The sequence below is a fragment of the Nostoc sp. DedQUE05 genome, from assembly GCF_034530955.1.
Lineage (GTDB): Bacteria > Cyanobacteriota > Cyanobacteriia > Cyanobacteriales > Nostocaceae > Nostoc.
Genome location: NZ_JAVRCB010000040.1, coordinates 22,640 through 40,332, shown reverse-complemented (window position 1 = coordinate 40,332; position 17,693 = coordinate 22,640). Strand labels below are relative to the sequence as shown.

Sequence of the window (17,693 nt, the reverse complement as noted above, 5' to 3'; positions counted from 1 at the left end):
CTAAACATTAGTTTTGGATCTGAGCAAGAGTCAGAATAACCACTTGATTGAATCCCCAGATGATTTTATGCCAAATTGGGATGCTTTCAAGTCTTGGCGACTAAAAATCGCGGCTACAGGAAACTTTACCCACCTCCATTGGTTTAAAAATTTTTGCTTAGGCGGATTTGGCTTGTGTAGTAGTGAATTATATTCTAATACCCTTGGGTTAGCACCAAAAACCTTGCATATAAAGGACTTACGTAAAAATTGTCTAAAACTCTTATTCCTTAAATCATGTGTATAAAAGGGTTGAATACCCACATATTTACTAAGCGGTCTTCAATTATTTAGTGGTATAAAAGCTAACTTCTCTCATTCGTAAACCTTGATTTTGAAGAACGTATTCTTTTTTATTTTTCCTAACAAAATCCAATGTTTCAAAATTGTCTTGACTATGCAAAATACTTCATCCCAAAATCACAAATTAAATGAGAGAAATGCTAAATGTGATATCAACTGGTTGTAACAATGCCTGGTAATCGCATTTTATATGTTATAAAGCTCACAGAAATTAATGTTAGGCGGAAACTACTTTATGGAACCAGATAAACTGGGCCGTTTTAAGGAGTACGGCGAATTCATCCTCCGAAAGATAGATTCTGTGCCCCAGTACCCTTCTAAACAAGAAGATTGGGTTCCAGCTAGTCTTGATGACTGTCTTCTGCGTTTGCGATCGGCTGCCCAGAAAACTGTAGACCTGGCAACTTCGCCTGTCAAAATTGGGGTGATGGGAGAATTTAGTAGTGGAAAAACCTTACTTTTAGGCAGTCTAATTGGATATGCAGATGCTTTACCAGTCAGTGAAAACCCTACTACAGGTAATGTTACCGCCATACATATTATTCCGCAAGACGATTTTGCAACGACGCAATTAAGTAACTTTACGGTAGAGTATCTTTCCCATGAGGGAGTACACGAGTGTCTCCGCTTCATGCTAGGGGAAGCCAATAAACGAACCACAGCAGCAGGGCTTCCTCCGATACCAGTATCGAAACTCAACTCTGGCACAGATATTATTAGCTGGTGTGAAGAAGCGTGGAATAGTAGTAACAATTTGGAGCTACGTTATTTACTCCGGGAGTTGGTATTATTCCTGCGGGCTTATCAAGCCTATGGGGAAGTTATGTGTGGTGGGCACTACCAAATTGATGCTATCACCGCCCGCGAGGGGCTACAGCTAGTTGAGCAGCCAATGGCAATCCAAACTCTGAAATTTGAGGATCTACCCCCAGCGCACATCAGATTACCGAGTCCACCCCAGAGGCTACCAACAAAGTTATTGCAAAACAGTTTCCCACTGATCCGCCGCGTCGATATCGATGTGAAAATCTCACGGGAAATTTGGGATTTTACAGATGCAGGTAAATTTATTCTCATCGACTTTCCGGGATTGGGGGCTGCTAATTCTGGGGCTAGAGATACCTTTTTGTCATTGCGGGAATTGGCAGAAGTACAGACAATTTTGGTATTGCTAAATGGTAAATCTCCTGGGAGCGATCGCGCCAATAAAATCTTCACGATGATGCAGCAGCAGCGACCGGGACAAGACCTGAAAGATTTAATTCTTGTCGGTGTGGGTCGCTTCGATCAACTCCCTCTAGACAGCGAGGGTGGTGAAAGAGAACTCGATCATCTGATTGAAGATAGTCATTTAGAAGAGGAAACGGTTCTCCAAAAACTCAAAGTTCTGCAAACTACCATTGACGGTGCAGCAGCATTTACAACCCAAAAAGACCGCATCGTTTTACTGTCGCCACTGTTGGGACTGGCTGAATTAGCAAAACGTTCTAGTAAAGTCAAAGCTGGTTCACCAGAATTTTTAGCTAACCTAGACTATCCTGATTACCTAGACAGGTCTAAACGGCTACAAGAGAAGTGGGAGCTATTAAGTAAAAATCTGATAGAATCTAACACCCGTAGCTATTTGGGCAGACAGTTGGGTTACTTTAGTCAAGATGGCGGACTTAGTAAGCTGCGGGAATTGATTCAAACTCACGTAGCTACTCATGGTTTGAAGCAACTGTATGAAGATACCAAAAGAGCTGCTGATGTGGTGAGTCAGCAACAAGATCACTTAAAAGACATCATAGATGAAATTCACGAGCAAGGTATCCCCACAGGCGATAGTCCGGCTTTTATCGAATTGCGCTTTGTGGTCGAAAGCTTAGATAAAATCTACAGAAATTTCCAAAAAGATATCGGCAAAGAACCACTTAAAGACCGACGCGGTGTTGTTGTCAGCGATGTAGTAAAAGACGAACTCACCTTTAGAATCCTCAATTGGAACCAGTGGACTTTACTCTTCAACAAAGCCAATAATGGAGCGATCGCTCTGGCAGAATCTAAAGGTGCAGCTGGGAAATTATTCGATCGGGGAAACCGCGTAAATACTTCTCTTCCAACTAAAAGCGATGATTTTTATCCAGTATTTGAGAAAACCGTTAAAGAAGTAGAAGATTTTGCCCGCGATCGCATCCAGCAAGCAGTGGTAGATTTGTTAAATCAATTATCAAATTCTATCGCCCCAGAACGCGAACAATTGCAGGCATTTTTCCATCCAGAAATGGAACAAGAAATCGAAGAAAAATTTGGTTTTGAAGATGCCGATCTCTTTTACAAATTATTACTAGGATGCGACCCTAACGAATGGAAAGAAGCAATTATCTCGGAAATTACTAGTAAAGATAAAACTGTTGCACCTGAAATTATTTTTCCTTTAGCACGTCAAGACGATAAACACAACGTTGGTCAAATCTTTGATTGGGCACCAGAGAAAAGCCAAGGCTTACCCAGATCGAGCAATCACCAACTTTTAGTACTGCGACTGCGAGATGAAATTACAGCTAGCGCCAGCCTCCATCTTGTGCAGTATGTTAGCGAAGTTAATCAGCAAATTAATTCCGAACTAGAAGGTATTTTGGATCAGATTATTCCGAGTCTGCAAAACCTTTCCAAAAAAGAAAGTTTGCTAAGATATTTGGCGGCTGGGGAATTGCCATCTGAGATCCAAATTCCTACTTGGTTGCAGATTATTTCCGAAATTGCGGCTGTTTCTCACTCAGATGATTTAGATTTGAGATGACGCGATCGCGTCGAGATATGAGGATGTATTTATGAGACGTGATGCGATTTTTTATAAAATTTTCAAGCGTGTCCCAGAATTGTTTTTCGAGTTAGTAGAACAGCCACCGCCTGAAGCTGCTAGCTATCGCTTTGAATCAGTAGAAGTTAAAGAACCAACATTTCGGATTGATGGGGTATTTTTACCTCCACCAGATGCAGCATCTCAGACGATCTTTTTTGCTGAAGTACAATTCCAAAAGGATGAGTTACTGTACCATCGCTTTTTCTCAGAATCCATGCTGTATATGTATCGCAACCCGTCGCTTTACGATGACTGGTACGGGGTAATTATTTTACAGTCTCGCAGCTTGGAACCGGAAAACACCACTATTCACAGATCGTTACTGAACAGTTCTCAAGTACAACGAATTTATTTAGATGAGTTAGGTAGTCCTGATGAGTACAAAGTAGGTATCAGTTTGATGCAGTTGACTATTGCCTCAGAGACTCAAATGGTTCGGGAAGCGAAACGTTTAATTGAGCGGGTGCAACAAGAGCAGATAACTGTTTTGGCTAAGAAGGAGATAATAGATGTAATCACAACAATTGCAGTTTATAAATTCGCAAACTTAAGTCGTGAAGAGGTAGAGGCTATGTTAGGAGTTAAGTTACAAGAAACTAGGGTTTATCAAGAAGCTAAACAAGAGGGACGAGAAGAACTAAAACTTGAACTTGTACCTCGGTTCTTAGCTCGTGGTATGTCGATGGAAGAGGTTGCCCAGTTACTTGATTTAACTATCGAACAAGTAAGACTTGCAACTGAGCAAGAGTCTTCAACATCAACTTAGTAACTACCGTAATTTTCATAGCAATGCCTAGTTTAAGCTACGCCTACATCCTTTCATATAAAAGCGTAGGCGTAGATATCGTGCCAAATAAAAAAGCCAGTGCTAAAGACCAAAATTAAAAGTTTTTACCATAAAAATTCTCTAAGGTGATTTACAAGAATAAATATACCGATGCCGTTGGTTTCGACTTCGCTCAACCAACTGATAGATCGAGAGTTGAGCGTTCGCGTAGCGTCTCGCAGAGAAGTCGAAACTCGCCAACACAGGTATTTTCTTCGTCGGAAATCACCTAAATTTGTAATTTTATGATAGAACATTACAGTTTTTAGCCAGCTATAAAATAAACAACAGAAAGTGAATATTATAATGAACCCTTTCCAATTGAATAACTATAGCGATCGCGAACCAAGCGAGAAACAACAAAAAAGATTTCCGGGATGGTTTGCTTTAGATTTTGGTACGTCGAATTCGACAGTCACACTCTTCGATCCAATTGAAGTACCGATCGCAGAAATTTTACCCAAAGAGCAAGAAATGCGGTTGCGCGATCGCTTATCGCAATGGCTTAGTTCTCCGGCCTCAGTGGCTTTACCGGATGTCAGCACTGATGATTGGGCAAAGTTTATCATAGAAATTAGCAAAAATTTGGAGATAGAACCCAGCCGATTGAGTGAAGTATTTGAAAGTGATAATAAAGAGCGATTTTTGGAAGCAATTCGCCAAATTGAGCTTTCTTTAGGAAACAGCGAGAGATTCCGTCGTGCTGTCAGCAAAAAACTTTACCAAATCTATCATGAGGTGTTCCGCGTCCCTACCCTAGAGTCGCAAAATCTGATCCCAGTTGTGCTGGATATCGATCGCCGCGATACGGAAATTCCCAGCGAGTCGGAAATTTCGCACTTAGAAGACTTAAAACTACGGATGGGAAGGGAAGCTAGAGATAACCGAAAAAAAGCGATCGCTCAAGGTACAAGCGGTTCTTTAAAGGAAATTATCAGCAGGTTTCACCATTCACCCAAACGCTATTTTGGCCAGGAGCGATCGTTTTCAGTTATTTTGGATGGCGAAGAAGAAACAATTACCGCTAACCAGTTAATCCAATCTGCTTGGGCACATTTAATCGAGTTAACTGAAGACTACCGCCAACACGCACGACGCAGATTTTCGGAAGGAGATTTTTTAACAGCAGTTGTCACTTACCCAACAGTCGCCCCACCAGTTGTTCGTAAGGAAGTTAGAGAATTAGTTGAGCAGTTAGGGATCGACGATGTGCAAACTGCTTATGATGAAGCCGTTTCTGTGGCGATATTCTTTTTATGGCGAGAATTTGGTGGTAATCTCAACATTGGCATCGAGTCATTCAAAACCCGTTGTCGCCAAGCAGGAAACAAATGGTCACAAAATGTTCTCGTCTTGGATATTGGCGGCGGAACTACAGATTTAGCTTTAATTGAACTGACTCTAGAAGATAAAACCCCAGCTTTTGCTGATTATGAAGACCGGGGTTTAGGAGGACGTTACTATAAACTTACCCCCAAATTATTAGGTTCATCTGGTCATTTACAGCTAGGTGGTGAGTTAATTACATTGCGAATTTTTAGATTATTAAAAGTTGCGATCGCCGATTATTTATTGACAGCAGTCACAATAGGCGATATTGAAAACGAAAAGCTAGAAGATTTAATTAACTCGGAGTTAAACGAGCGCTTTTTAGAACAAGGCAAATTCAAAACTGGCAGTCTTTTAAAATGTCTAGATAAAGAGAATCCAGAAGGCGATATTGCTTACAAAGATGCTCTAGATACAGCCGAGAAAGTATTACCGACTCGTTGGCAACAAGCACCTCAACGTCTGCAATCCTTTTATATTCTCTGGGATTATGCAGAAGCAGCCAAACTTAAACTTGGGCAAAAGCCACCAATAGAGAATTCTCTATTAACCTTTACACTTTCTGAGCAGCAAATTTCCGAATTGCTTAACCAAAGCGCCATTAAATTGCAAGTAAAAGATCCAAATAACATCTGCGTCACCTTAGATAATCAACAATTTGAACGAGCCGCCGCTTCGGGAATTAAAGAAGCGATCGGAATTGCCAAAGGATTAATGGAAAGTCGTTTGCGTCCCGACGATCTCACCAAAGATTCTTGGAATTCCCAAAAAGTTGATTGGTTAATTTTGTCTGGTAAAACTTGTAATTTAGACATAGTGCAGCGCCAAATCTACCAAGAATTTAGTAAATCTCCATATTTTGTCTGGAATCCAGAACGGATTACTTTTGTGTTGGAATTTACTAAGCTAGCCACCTCCGCCGGTGCTTGCTATGCCGAAAAGCTACGAAGATTGAGATTCGATCCAGAAGAGTCTAAAAGCTTGCTGCGTAAGGGGGCCAACCAGCTAGAAATTGATGTCAAAAATCTATTTTATTATTTGCCTTGCAATTTCAAACGCAAAACCCAAAGCAACGATTTACTAACTATATTCAAAGCCGGACAAGAACTCTATCAACTCGCACCTTGGGAAACTGTTGCTAAAGTTCGTACTCATTGGCAAGGCATACAATTAACTAACATTATCTACCGTCAAGATTACGAAGAGGGAGATTTACGACTATGGGGAAGCTTTGACGGCAAAAACCTCATGAATCAACTGGAAATGCCAGAAGTAGAATTTCTGAAAAAAATCAAAGTCCAGTTTGAGATTGACCAAACCCTCGAATTTAACGTATTGCTTTGTCAAGGAAATCCCCATTATTTGATTGATATTTCTGGTATTGATTTAGAATCGGTAGTTTCAGAAACTTCAGCGCTATTTGCTGATGGTAAATTGAACTGGAATATCGCTGTGGAAGGCTTCAATAAAAATTTAAATGATGGTGATATTGCCGTTAACGTGATTGAGTCAGCAACTGTCGATCAACCAGATGCCTATCATCTTGTATTTGAAGTCGGAAATGATGGTAGTAAAACGTTTCACAAATTTCATTATTTGCGCGATGGGGTGACGCAACCAGGAATTGGGTTAATTAGTAATCCCTTACCTCCATTCCCACAAACTGGCCAGCACACCTTCTATGTTTATCAAACAGATGCCGAAACCAACAGCAAAAAATGGATAAGAATTGGCGCACTCAGCAAACCAGATGTAACCACAGATTATCCTTGCCAATATCGTGTAACTCTCGACGATCGAGGTATTCTAAGAATGCACGCCGGTGAAGTCCCTTACTGGACATCACAAAATCAAGAATGCCTCAAAGAAGAAGGATGTGTTTACCGTGCTGAATTAGAATTGCAACCTAATGAAGTTGATAAAGAACGCGATCCCTTTTGCGGCATACATTAAACCTCTGCGTTCCTCTGCGTTAACCTTTGGGTTCCTCTGCGTTAAAAAAAATTAAGATTTTTAAACGCAAAGGGGCGCGGAGTAAACGCAAAGGGGCGCAGAGGTTTGCCAAGTTTTATTCGCTTTGGAGGTGAGATTCATGCAGCACTTGCGTCAATTATTAGAGATAGAAAACTCGGAGTTAGCCCAATTACTGCGGTTTAGTTTGTATGGACTAGAGGCTAGTTTAAATCAGGCTCGCGCCGAATTTCCACTAGATCCAGGATCTAAAATATGTGATGAGGTGCTGCAAGAACTTCATAGTCTGTTACAACCTGCACCGCCACAGCAAAATACTGGTTGGGAAGATGCGCCAGATGAGTTAAAACTAAGTCATCTCCGAGAAGCTTTCGATTCTGACTCAGAACTTAGTTATTATTTGGGTAATTCCCAACTGCAAAGCCAAACAGACTCTGATTTGTGGAATGAGATTCAACGCAAACTGCTGCGAGTCCCAGAGGATTTAGCTGCAACTTGGCGACAGCGCACCTTGGATTTAGCTCAAGAAGTTGGTGCGATCGCAGATAATTCTAATCTTTTTCAACTTCCCTTTATCCGCGACGAAATTATCTACCCCGGACTTACTGGTACTGTTCAAGCTCAGGGATTGAGCTTGTATCAACAAGCACTTTCAAATTCTAAAATTCCCCAAGGTAATGCATCCGATTTACCAGCAGCATTTCTATTTTTATATATGAATTTTATCGAAATAGACCCAGATTTACATCATGCTTTAAAGAGCGTTTTTAGCTTCGATGTCATTTCCTTACACTCCAAACCAGAACAGCGCGATCAATATATTGATGCTTTAAGCGATCGCTTCCAACGCACTCAAAAAGCAGAGAAAAATACCGATCCCCTATCAATTCTTCGTGCTTGGATTGATATGGACGAAGCGATACATTCCCTAGTATTTGTACCACCGGCTGAACGCTATTCTTGGTGGGGAAAGCTACAACATGAATCACGGCGCATTTTGAAGAAAGTCGCTGATGAAGCTATTAATGCAGGTAATGAAGTGCGAATTCGCCAATTATCGGGACTTTATGCAGATATCTGTGCTTCATCCAAGGATGACTTACAACTAGACTGTGGCGGTATTCCTGGCGAAGTCTTAACTTGTCTTCGAGTTTATGCGCGAATCAATCAAGAAGAATCCCCCGGTCGTGTAATATTTCGCTCATCACGGTAGTTGCTGGCGAGTTTTCTAATTCTTGAGATTACGAGGCAAGGTAGACAATTTTACTAATCCCCGCCTTGCCTCATAATCTAATGAAGCTAAAAACCTTTAAATCTAAAGGATACCCCAGAAGTGTAAAATCCCTTGACCAGAAAACACTTCAAGCGCAACAGCAGATATAAAACCGATCATTGCAAAACGACCGTTCCAGTTTTCGCTCTGAGGAGTGAAGCCCCAGCGCAAAGCATTAGGATCTTCTGAAACCGAAGGCGTAGTCTTCTTAACGTCTGCCATAAAAAATACTCCGAGCTTTTATGTTGTAACAGTTATCACTGTCTGTAAAGTAATGTAACAGACTTTTACGAAAATGCAACATTTAATTAGCTCAAAAATTAAATTTATTTAGCTAGCTTATATTAAGCATACGTAATTTTTTGTCAATATCCCGACGCTCGTTAGAATTAAAAGGTTATGCGTTGTCAATAAACTAAGCTAGTATCACATCCATAATTACATATACTAGCTGAGGTGTAGTGCGGTGAGTCAGGTTTTAAGCTTGGAATTAAGTGATGAAGTCTACGCAGCATTGCAACAGCAAGCCGAGATTGCAGGCGTATCTCTTGCAGAATTGGTAGCTACTTCCATAGAACAGCAGTATGGTTCTCCAAGACGTGAAAAGTCGCAAACTGAAACAGAAAAAGAAGCCGCTCGTCAACGTTTCCGAAGTCATGCTGGAAGCATTAAACTTGGTTACGCTACAGGAGCAGACAGTGAAAGTATTGATGCGTCAGCGTGGTGTCACCAAGGCGTTAACCACTAATCGTCATTTTGAGCAAGAGGGCTTTCGACGTTTGTTATTACCCCAAGTGTGACGATTTCTAATTATGCTCAAAAGCTCTCTCCGATATCCTGGTGGTAAATCAAAAGCAATAAATCAAATAGTTGAATATTTGCCAGAAAGCTTTTCGGAATTTCGAGAACCTTTTGTGGGTGGTGGTTCTGTATTCATTTATTTAAGACAAAAGTTTCCCGATCTCAAAATTTGGATTAACGATTTAAACCGTGAACTCTTCTTATTCTGGAAATTAGCCCAATCTGATATCGCTCAGTTAGTTAAAGAAATTCGCCATATTAAAGTAAAGTCTACAGATGGCAAATTATTGTTTTCAGAATTGACTAGTGTAGATGTCAATAAATTATCTGATTTAGAAAGAGCCGTTCGTTTTTTCGTCCTCAATAGAATTACTTTTTCTGGAACCGTAGAATCAGGTGGTTTTTCTGAACAAGCTTTCTATAAAAGATTTACTGATTCTTCAATAGAACGGCTAGAAAAGTTAGAAAATATTCTCTCAGAAAATGTCCAAATTACTAATTTGGATTACAGCCATCTATTAAAATCAGGAGGAGAAGATGTATTTTTATTTTTAGATCCACCATATTTTAGCGCTACAAAATCAAAGCTATACGGTAAAGATGGTGACTTACACACCTCTTTTGAACATCAGAGGTTTGCTGAACTTTTGCAACAATGTCATCATCGCTGGCTAATTACCTACGACAACTCAACGCAAATTTTAGAAAATTTTCAATGGGCTAATATTTCAGAGTGGGAATTACAGTACGGCATGAATAACTATAAACAAAGTGGTGCAGCTAAAGGAAAAGAGCTATTTATTACTAACTATGAAGTTCAAGGGAATTTAGACAAAATCACATCTTCTATTGCATAGTCCAGCAACCACGGGACTGCAAACTTCTGCGGTTCTTGAGGTGAATGAGTTCGTTCCCAATCAATGGTTTGCCGCAATGCTTCATCTAACGGCACAATTTCCTTATATCCCAACTCTTGACGGATACGAGTTGAGTCTACAAACCAATCTTGCTGTGTATTGACAGGCAATTTCCACTCTGATGCTAACTGGCTTTTGGGTACGATAACAACTTTACCCTGCCATCCTGCTATTTTCCCGATTTTGGTGATGCGTTGAGCTTCGGTAAGTGCTTCTACATCAGCGATATGATAAATGCGACCTGTTGCGCGTTCGTTTGTTGCTGTTAGTGCGATCGCATACGCTACATTCTCTACATAGCCGTAAGAGCCACGCCATCGAGCGATACTGTCTTCCAAAACAATCGCAGGACGGTTATCATCCATTCGCCGAAGATAGGAATACAGGCGATGTCGAAAATCTCTGGAACCATATACCATTGGCAAGCGTATAATCGTTCCGGGTAAGTTGGATGACATCACCACCCGCTCCACCAAAATCTTTTCATAATCAATTGGCACAGCGATCGGTCTAGAGGGCATTTCCCGGTATGGATAAAGTTGTTGGCGCAGGGGCGAACCTTCGGTAAGTGGTACAGGCACAACATCAGATTCCTTACCCCAAAGCACATCGTATGCACGATACACATCTATACTGCTAATCGCAACAACACGCTGGGCAATACCTTCAAATGTGTTCATCAGAGTTAGTGCATCTTGTTCGTTATAGGCAATCATATCTACCACAACTTCAGGCGAAAGTTGCCTAAACTTGCTTTTCATCTCCAAAAGATGGGAGCGATCGCCCAAAATTTCATGCACATCAGGTGGTAAGTTAGTTGTAGTTTTTCCCCGATGAAATACGCTCACTTCATGACCCATTGTAATCAGTTGACGGACTAGAGGAGGGCCAATAAAATTTGTGCCACCAATGATAAGTATTTTCATTTTGGTTTCCATCCATTACTGTTTGTCGAGATTAGAATTGTTTGCAGATTAAATAGATGCAGATGTTTTCAAGATGATACTGTCAATTAAACCGTAAGTTTTTGCTTCTTCAGGACTCATGAAAAAGTCTCGTTCAGAGTCCAGTTGAATCTGCTCTGGCGATTTACCTGTATTAGCAGCGAGTATTTTGTTCATCAATTGACGGAAATACAAAATTTCTTTGGCTGCAATTTCAATATCAGATGCTTTTCCCTGAACACCTCCTAATGGTTGATGAATCATAATTCGAGCATTTGGTAGAGCATATCTTTTACCCTTACTTCCAGCAGCAAGCAAGAACGATCCCATTGAAGCAGCAATGCCAATGCATACAGTACATACTTCTGAACGAATTTGATTCATGGCATCGTAAATAGCCATTCCTGCTGTCACCGAACCTCCAGGACTATTAATATACAATGTGATATCTTGCTCTGGATTTTCAGCATCAAGAAATAGAATTTGTGCAACGATAAGGTTAGCTGTCTCGTCTGTAACTTCATTTCGCAAAAATATAATTCGTTCTGCAAGTAAGCGTGAATAAATATCTAATGCTTGCTCTCCTCTTTCTGATTGTTGAATAATCATTGGAATGCTGATTTGAGTCTGATAACTCATATTTGATATCTCCAAAAAAGATAAAATATTAATTTAGGACTTCTGCACAAGAGATTCCCCAACCCCCTTAAAAAAGGGGCTTTTAGGATTTCCCCCTTTTTAAGGGGGTTAGAGGGGATTTAGGTTTGGTGATTTTCAGTGCGCTTTTGATACTGTTTCAGCTAATGGCAATAATTTCGTACCTAGAACAGGCTGAAACTCAAACCATGTTTCAGCTTCTGTGTCAACAAAAGTCTGTTTATTCATATTTGATTTTCCAAAATATCAATTTAATGTGGCTTGGCTAATACTCGTCTAACCACAAATGATAATGTTGCCAAGCTTTAAATTTAAATGTAATTCTTGGCGTGCAATATGTGAATTTACGCTTTAACTACTGCAATCTTTGACCAAGATTTGCGGTAGCTTTTCATGCAAACTATAGTTCCATCCACCATTGAGAAAATAACTAAGAACGATACTATCTAATGCCTCATATCTACCAACGGGTATTGATGAGAATACAGAGCTGCGATTATTTGGTATTACTGTCTGCATCCCTGCCTTGGACTCATGCATAAATTTGCCTTGCCACGGTTGGGAAAGTTCCATTGGTTCATTGAGCTTGATGGCTTTTTGAATCAAACCTTTATGTTCGAGTAAAAGTTTTGTACCCCCAACTACAGGCTGGATTGTCCAGGTAACAACTGAAGGCTGGCACATCATACTGTCTTGCCAAGTGAACGCTAGCCGTCTTGGCTCATCAAGTTCAATTACCTGACAGTCTATGTCTCCCTCCAACCCCGGCAGTGTCGAATGCACAAATCGGAATTTGTGTCCCAAACGCGGCTCAAAGTCGTTTTCCATTAACCATACTGCCAATGCCTGACGGTTAGTGAGTACCTGCCAAACCCGTTGGGGAGGATAGGGATAAAACACTTCCATATTTAATCGGAGCATCAATTTTCCTCCAAATAATTGCCAAGGGCATCGAGTTTTTCTTGCCAAAACTGCTCGTAATGAGCAATCCATTCTGATATCTGTTTCAATGGCTCCGGGTTTAGCCGATAGAAACGCTGTCGCCCTGCTTTTCGCATTTGTACTAAGCCTGCTTCGCAAAGAATCTGTAAGTGCTGAGAAATCGCTGGCAAGCTCATGGCAAATGGCTGGGCTAGTTCTTTGACTGGTTGCTCACCATTACGTAACAGATCCAGTAGCGCCCTGCGTGTGGGATCTGCGATCGCCACAAAAACATCGGCACTGGCAGCAGGTCTACTCATTCCTATTAACCATGTATTTAAGCAAACGCTTAACTATTTATAGAATACATAAGTAATTGCTTAAATGTCAACTCCTAACAACAGCAAAAGGTTGGGATTTTAGTTTCCCAACCTTGGCTGCTAATTTCTCATTTTTCGGTAGGATGGCTCCCATACCTACAAAAACCTTAGCTATGACAACTTCCCCAATCCCTGCTCAAGAATCCTCTGTTAGCTGGTATATTCTGTTGCAACAACTAATAGATGGACAATCATTGTCTCGTACTCAATCTGCTGAATTGATGAAGGGTTGGCTCAGTGAAGCAGTTCCCCCAGAGTTATCGGGAGCAATTTTAACAGCACTGAACTTTAGAGGCATTTCTGCCGACGAGTTGACCGGCATGGCTGAAGTATTACAATCTCAATGTTCCCCACTCAGCACTCAGCACGGGCTAAACGCCCCGCTACCGCTAACACCACTCAGCACTGTAATAGATACCTGTGGCACTGGTGGAGATGGTTCATCAACCTTTAATATTTCTACAGCAGTTGCTTTTGTTGCTGCTGCATCTGGCGTACCTGTCGCCAAACATGGCAATCGTTCAGCCTCAAGTCTTACGGGAAGTGCAGATGTATTGGAAGCCTTGGGTGTAAACTTAAGTGCCTCTAGTGAAAAAGTACAAGCAGCACTACAAGAAGTTGGGATCACTTTCTTGTTTGCCGCTGGTTGGCATCCAGCACTCAAGGCGGTTGCCTCATTACGGCGGACTTTGAAGGTGCGAACAATTTTTAATTTGCTCGGGCCGTTAGTAAATCCCTTGCGTCCAACTGGGCAAGTGGTGGGCTTATTTACTCCCAAACTTTTGGCAACTGTTGCCGAAGCTTTACAGAATTTGGGTAAGGAAAAGGCGATTGTGCTGCACGGGCGAGAAAAACTTGATGAGGCTGGGTTAGGAGATGAAACTGACTTGGCAGTGTTATCAGACGGAGAAGTGCAGTTAACTACTATTAATCCCCTAGATTTAGATTTAACCCCTGCTTCCATAGGTATGCTTCGGGGTGGAGATGTCCAAGAGAATGCGGAGATTCTCAAGGCTGTACTCCAAGGTAAGGGAACTCAGGCGCAACAGGACGCAGTAGCGTTGAATGCGTCGTTGGCGCTGCAAGTCGCGGGTAAAATCGCATTCCTCGATCACGCCGAGGGTATTAAAATCGCTAAGGATATCCTACAAAGTGGGGCTGCTTGGACGAAGTTGGAGCAGTTAGTTGAGTTTCTGGGGAATTGATTTGCGATCGCAATTGCGGACGAAACTCTACCACATTACGCTTAATGGTGACATCGTAGTTACCAAAAAAGTCATGTCCTAAAAGTCCAGTTTCTAGTTCCGCACCTGCGATCGCTACTGCTACTCTATTCACTACTACCCCGCCAACGGCCATCGAATTAACATACCCCACAGGAAATTCTACAGCTCTGGAACTGGCGGTATTTGCCTTGGCTTTTCCCACTGTGACGATTCCCAAAGCATTAGCCATCTCTTGGGTAATGACAGTGCCACTTGCTCCCGTATCCACAATCATCTCAAATTGTTGCTGGCCATTGAAAGTAACTTCCACAATTGGCGTACCACCAATTCGTCTTTTTATCGGCGCTGTAAATACTGCTTCATCGGGAATCACCACTGCTGATGAAGGCAAAGCTGGCGCTGGTGATAACGGTTTTGTTTCTCGTGGAGGTAAAGTGAACTTTGGTGTGGTTTCTCTTTGAGGAACAACAACGACTATTTTCTGAGGTTCTCTAACTGCAACAGGGCGAGGATTAGCTTGCTGTTGGGCATATTTAACTTGGCGGCGATATTCCGTAATTTTGGTTTGAGCGATCGCAAATTCTGGGCTTTGTCGCCGTATTTTTTGCATCAGCGCGATCGCATCCTGGTACTGACTCGCCACCAATTTCCAATCATCTGGAGATTGAGCCGATTGGCTGATACTCCAAGCGCCAACAGCTTTGTCTCGTCCCATCTCAAAAAGACTTGGTTCACTTTCAAACGGATCTAGCGGCTGCGCTTCTGGGCTAGCTGCTGGTCTTACTGGTTTAACGCTAGGCTGGACTGGTGCTAGATCCCCAATTGGCATAGGTTGCTCATCGCCACCAGTAGCGGTGTTCAGTTTGTCTTCACTACAGGCAACGCACAAAACCGCTAGAGTGCTTGATACAAAAATTAGGGTTGCACGGGATAAAAAAGACTGAAGCATAATTAATTTTAACTGCCCAAGCTTTGCCAAATCCACTCCCGCTACTTTAATTCCCTTTTAATTTTAATTAACTATCTTAAAAACTCCCAATTGCTCAACTCATGGGATAATTAACAATCGCAGTATTAAGGAATAGGGAGCAGGGAACAGGGATAAGAGTTTTCCCCTCTGCCGCCCGCACCCCGCCCCTCTGCCTCTTTTCAATGCCCCATGCCCAATCCCCAATCCTATCACCTATGCCCCTGACTGACTCAATACCAGCTTTACTTGTCCTTGCAGATGGAACCACTTATCGCGGTTGGTCTTTCGGTGCGACGGGAACCGCGATCGGAGAAGTGGTGTTCAACACTGGCATGACAGGCTATCAAGAAGTTCTGACTGACCCTAGTTACCGGGGTCAAATTGTGATTTTTACCTATCCTGAATTGGGGAATACTGGCGTCAATCTCGAAGATGAAGAATCAGATGGCCCCCAAGTGCGGGGTGCGATCGCCCGGAATATTTGTCACCGTCCGAGTAACTGGCGATCGACACAATCTTTACCTGACTACCTCAAACAAAACCAAATACCAGGGATTTACGGCATCGATACCCGCGCCCTCACCCGCAAAATTCGGATGTTCGGAGCGATGAACGGTGGCATTTCTACAACCATTCTCGATGAAGCGGAATTGCTAGAGCAGGTACTAGCAGCCCCCAACATGGCAGGATTGAATCTGGTTAGTGAAGTCACCACCTCAACGGCTTATGAATGGTCCGATCCCACAATTCCAGCTTGGGAATTTAACTCGGAGGCTGGGGAAAATCTTGGGGAAGCCTTTACCGTTGTTGCTCTTGACTTTGGCGTTAAACGCAATATTTTACGTCGCTTAGTCAGTTATGGTTGCCGGGTAATTGTTGTACCTGCTGATACACCACCAGAAGAAATTCTCAAATACAATCCAGATGGTGTGTTTCTTTCTAATGGGCCTGGCGACCCTGCTGCCGTCACTGAAGGGATTGCAACTGCCAAAGCACTCCTGTTAAGTGAAAAACCCATCTTTGGTATTTGTATGGGACACCAAATTTTAGGTCATGCACTAGGAGCAGAAACCTATAAACTCAAATTTGGTCATCGTGGTTTGAATCAGCCTGCCGGTTTACAACAACGAGTAGAAATTACCAGCCAAAACCATAGTTTTGCAATTGACCCAGATTCTTTACCTACGACAGTTGTAGAAATTAGCCACCTAAACTTAAACGATCGCACCATTGCCGGAGTACGGCACAAATCTCTACCTGTATTCTCCGTACAGTATCACCCAGAAGCTAGTCCTGGCCCACACGATGCTGATTACTTGTTTGAGCAATTTGTTCAAGCCATGCGAACAGCACGTCAAGCCGTGGCAGAGGTGAGGTAAAAATAGGGAATGGGGACTGGGTACTGGGTACTGGGTACTGGGTTATAGAGGAAAGAAATTTCCTAATCCCTAATCCCTAATCCCCAATCCCCTATTTCAACAGATTGTAGACAACTTGCTCAAAAACCATTTATACTTGAGCGTTCACTTTAACTCATGAGGAGGGAATTATTGCTGAGCCACTGAATCTAACCGTTAGCCTGAGGGGCACTCGTGAAGTCCGGGATAACTGTCAGCTATTCCGCCTCACAGGTTTGTTAGATGCTTTTTCTGAGCCGACATTTCGCAAGACACTTGGCAGCAAGATAGACGAGGGCCCTAAGCACATTATTTTGGATCTCTCACAAATTGACTTTGTTGATAGCTCTGGCTTGGGCGCTCTGGTGCAGCTAGCCAAGCAGGCTCAAACTGCCGATGGCACTTTGCAAATTGTCACGAATGCCCGCGTAACTCAAACGGTCAAGCTTGTTCGCCTAGAGAAGTTTCTCTCCCTGCAAAAATCAGTTGAAGACGCTCTAGAAAACGTCAAGTAGTCTTGATTGCTCGATCTGAGAGGTAAATTTAGCTATCCAAATTCAAAATCGGATAGCTTAATTTTTAAAACTTCTGGCAGAAAACCTCTCTCCTTGTGGGAGAGGCATAAAGCCAGTTGAGCTATTATGTTTAAAGTTGAGTAATAATTAAAGATATAGAGACCCAATTTATTGGGTCTCTATTGGGTATGTAATCGTTGGGTAGAATATTGAATAAATAATCAAGTCTGAGATATTTGTTGTAAGAAATACAAAGCCAGCAGATTTGTTTATAGATAGACTTGACTTGATGCTGTATAGTTAAAAGTTGTCGTTTACTCAGTAAGTATGGCAATGCTACCAAGTAGAAGGGTGAAGTTGATGTTAAAATTTTACCCTA

The 17,693-nt window shown here is 42.0% G+C and carries 15 protein-coding genes; 9 read left to right on the top strand and 6 right to left on the bottom strand.

Annotated features, from left to right (window positions below; all coding sequences use genetic code 11):
• Positions 1-577: 577 nt before the first annotated feature.
• The 4 genes from RMZ42_RS25610 to RMZ42_RS25595 all read left to right on the top strand — a co-directional run bounded on the left by RMZ42_RS25610 (position 578) and on the right by RMZ42_RS25595 (position 8,526).
• On the top strand, positions 578-3,124 hold the full coding sequence (locus tag RMZ42_RS25610) for a proteasome protein (protein WP_322674056.1): 2,547 nt from the start codon (positions 578-580) through the stop codon (positions 3,122-3,124).
• Positions 3,125-3,155: 31 nt separating this feature from the next.
• Positions 3,156-3,953 carry an Rpn family recombination-promoting nuclease/putative transposase gene (locus tag RMZ42_RS25605; protein ID WP_322674055.1) on the top strand — a complete coding sequence of 266 codons (798 nt, stop codon included), beginning with the start codon at positions 3,156-3,158 and terminating at the stop codon, positions 3,951-3,953.
• Positions 3,954-4,319: 366 nt separating this feature from the next.
• The gene (locus tag RMZ42_RS25600) at positions 4,320-7,295 is read left to right on the top strand and encodes a molecular chaperone (RefSeq protein WP_322674054.1); all 2,976 of its coding nucleotides are present in this window, start codon (positions 4,320-4,322) and stop codon (positions 7,293-7,295) included.
• Positions 7,296-7,434: 139 nt separating this feature from the next.
• On the top strand, positions 7,435-8,526 hold the full coding sequence (locus RMZ42_RS25595) for a hypothetical protein (protein WP_322674053.1): 1,092 nt from the start codon (positions 7,435-7,437) through the stop codon (positions 8,524-8,526).
• 102 nt (positions 8,527-8,628) lie between these two features.
• On the opposite strand, the gene RMZ42_RS25590 is transcribed toward RMZ42_RS25595, so the two are convergent.
• Entirely contained in the window at positions 8,629-8,808 is a 180-nt protein-coding gene (locus RMZ42_RS25590) for a high light inducible protein (RefSeq protein ID WP_190893926.1), read from the bottom strand.
• A 244-nt stretch (positions 8,809-9,052) separates the two neighbouring features.
• On the opposite strand from RMZ42_RS25590, the gene RMZ42_RS25585 reads away from it, so the two are divergent.
• Complete coding sequence (locus RMZ42_RS25585; protein ID WP_322674052.1) at positions 9,053-9,334, top strand: hypothetical protein; 282 nt, start codon at positions 9,053-9,055, stop codon at positions 9,332-9,334.
• Positions 9,335-9,398: 64 nt separating this feature from the next.
• Positions 9,399-10,244, top strand: coding sequence for a DNA adenine methylase (locus RMZ42_RS25580; RefSeq protein WP_322674051.1), 846 nt, complete (start codon positions 9,399-9,401; stop codon positions 10,242-10,244).
• Here the strand turns inward: RMZ42_RS25580 and RMZ42_RS25575 are convergent.
• The 4 genes from RMZ42_RS25575 to RMZ42_RS25560 all read right to left on the bottom strand — a co-directional run bounded on the left by RMZ42_RS25575 (position 10,205) and on the right by RMZ42_RS25560 (position 13,146).
• Positions 10,205-11,230: an NAD-dependent epimerase/dehydratase family protein gene (locus tag RMZ42_RS25575; RefSeq protein WP_322674050.1), complete on the bottom strand. Its 1,026-nt coding sequence runs from the start codon at positions 11,228-11,230 to the stop codon at positions 10,205-10,207. The genes RMZ42_RS25580 and RMZ42_RS25575 overlap by 40 nt on opposite strands.
• Before the next feature lie 48 nt (positions 11,231-11,278).
• Positions 11,279-11,887 (bottom strand): ATP-dependent Clp endopeptidase proteolytic subunit ClpP, encoded by a 609-nt coding sequence (clpP, locus tag RMZ42_RS25570; RefSeq protein WP_322674049.1) that lies wholly within the window; start codon positions 11,885-11,887, stop codon positions 11,279-11,281.
• 369 nt (positions 11,888-12,256) lie between these two features.
• Positions 12,257-12,826 (bottom strand): SRPBCC domain-containing protein, encoded by a 570-nt coding sequence (locus RMZ42_RS25565; RefSeq protein WP_322674048.1) that lies wholly within the window; start codon positions 12,824-12,826, stop codon positions 12,257-12,259.
• A complete protein-coding gene (locus tag RMZ42_RS25560) occupies positions 12,826-13,146 on the bottom strand; it encodes an ArsR/SmtB family transcription factor (protein ID WP_292725800.1) in 321 nt (106 codons plus the stop codon). Before RMZ42_RS25560 ends, RMZ42_RS25565 begins: the two co-directional genes overlap by 1 nt.
• Before the next feature lie 173 nt (positions 13,147-13,319).
• Between RMZ42_RS25560 and trpD the strand changes: the two genes are divergently transcribed.
• Positions 13,320-14,411 carry an anthranilate phosphoribosyltransferase gene (gene trpD, locus RMZ42_RS25555; RefSeq protein ID WP_322674047.1) on the top strand — a complete coding sequence of 364 codons (1,092 nt, stop codon included), beginning with the start codon at positions 13,320-13,322 and terminating at the stop codon, positions 14,409-14,411.
• Here trpD and RMZ42_RS25550 read toward each other — a convergent pair.
• The gene (locus RMZ42_RS25550) at positions 14,341-15,381 is read right to left on the bottom strand and encodes a retropepsin-like aspartic protease (RefSeq protein ID WP_322674046.1); all 1,041 of its coding nucleotides are present in this window, start codon (positions 15,379-15,381) and stop codon (positions 14,341-14,343) included. The two genes, trpD and RMZ42_RS25550, sit on opposite strands and share 71 nt — an antisense overlap.
• Positions 15,382-15,617: 236 nt before the next feature.
• On the opposite strand from RMZ42_RS25550, the gene carA reads away from it, so the two are divergent.
• Positions 15,618-16,781, top strand: coding sequence for a glutamine-hydrolyzing carbamoyl-phosphate synthase small subunit (gene carA, locus RMZ42_RS25545; RefSeq protein WP_322674045.1), 1,164 nt, complete (start codon positions 15,618-15,620; stop codon positions 16,779-16,781).
• A 167-nt stretch (positions 16,782-16,948) separates the two neighbouring features.
• On the top strand, positions 16,949-17,314 hold the full coding sequence (locus tag RMZ42_RS25540; RefSeq protein ID WP_084227153.1) for an STAS domain-containing protein: 366 nt from the start codon (positions 16,949-16,951) through the stop codon (positions 17,312-17,314).
• Positions 17,315-17,693: the final 379 nt, after the last annotated feature.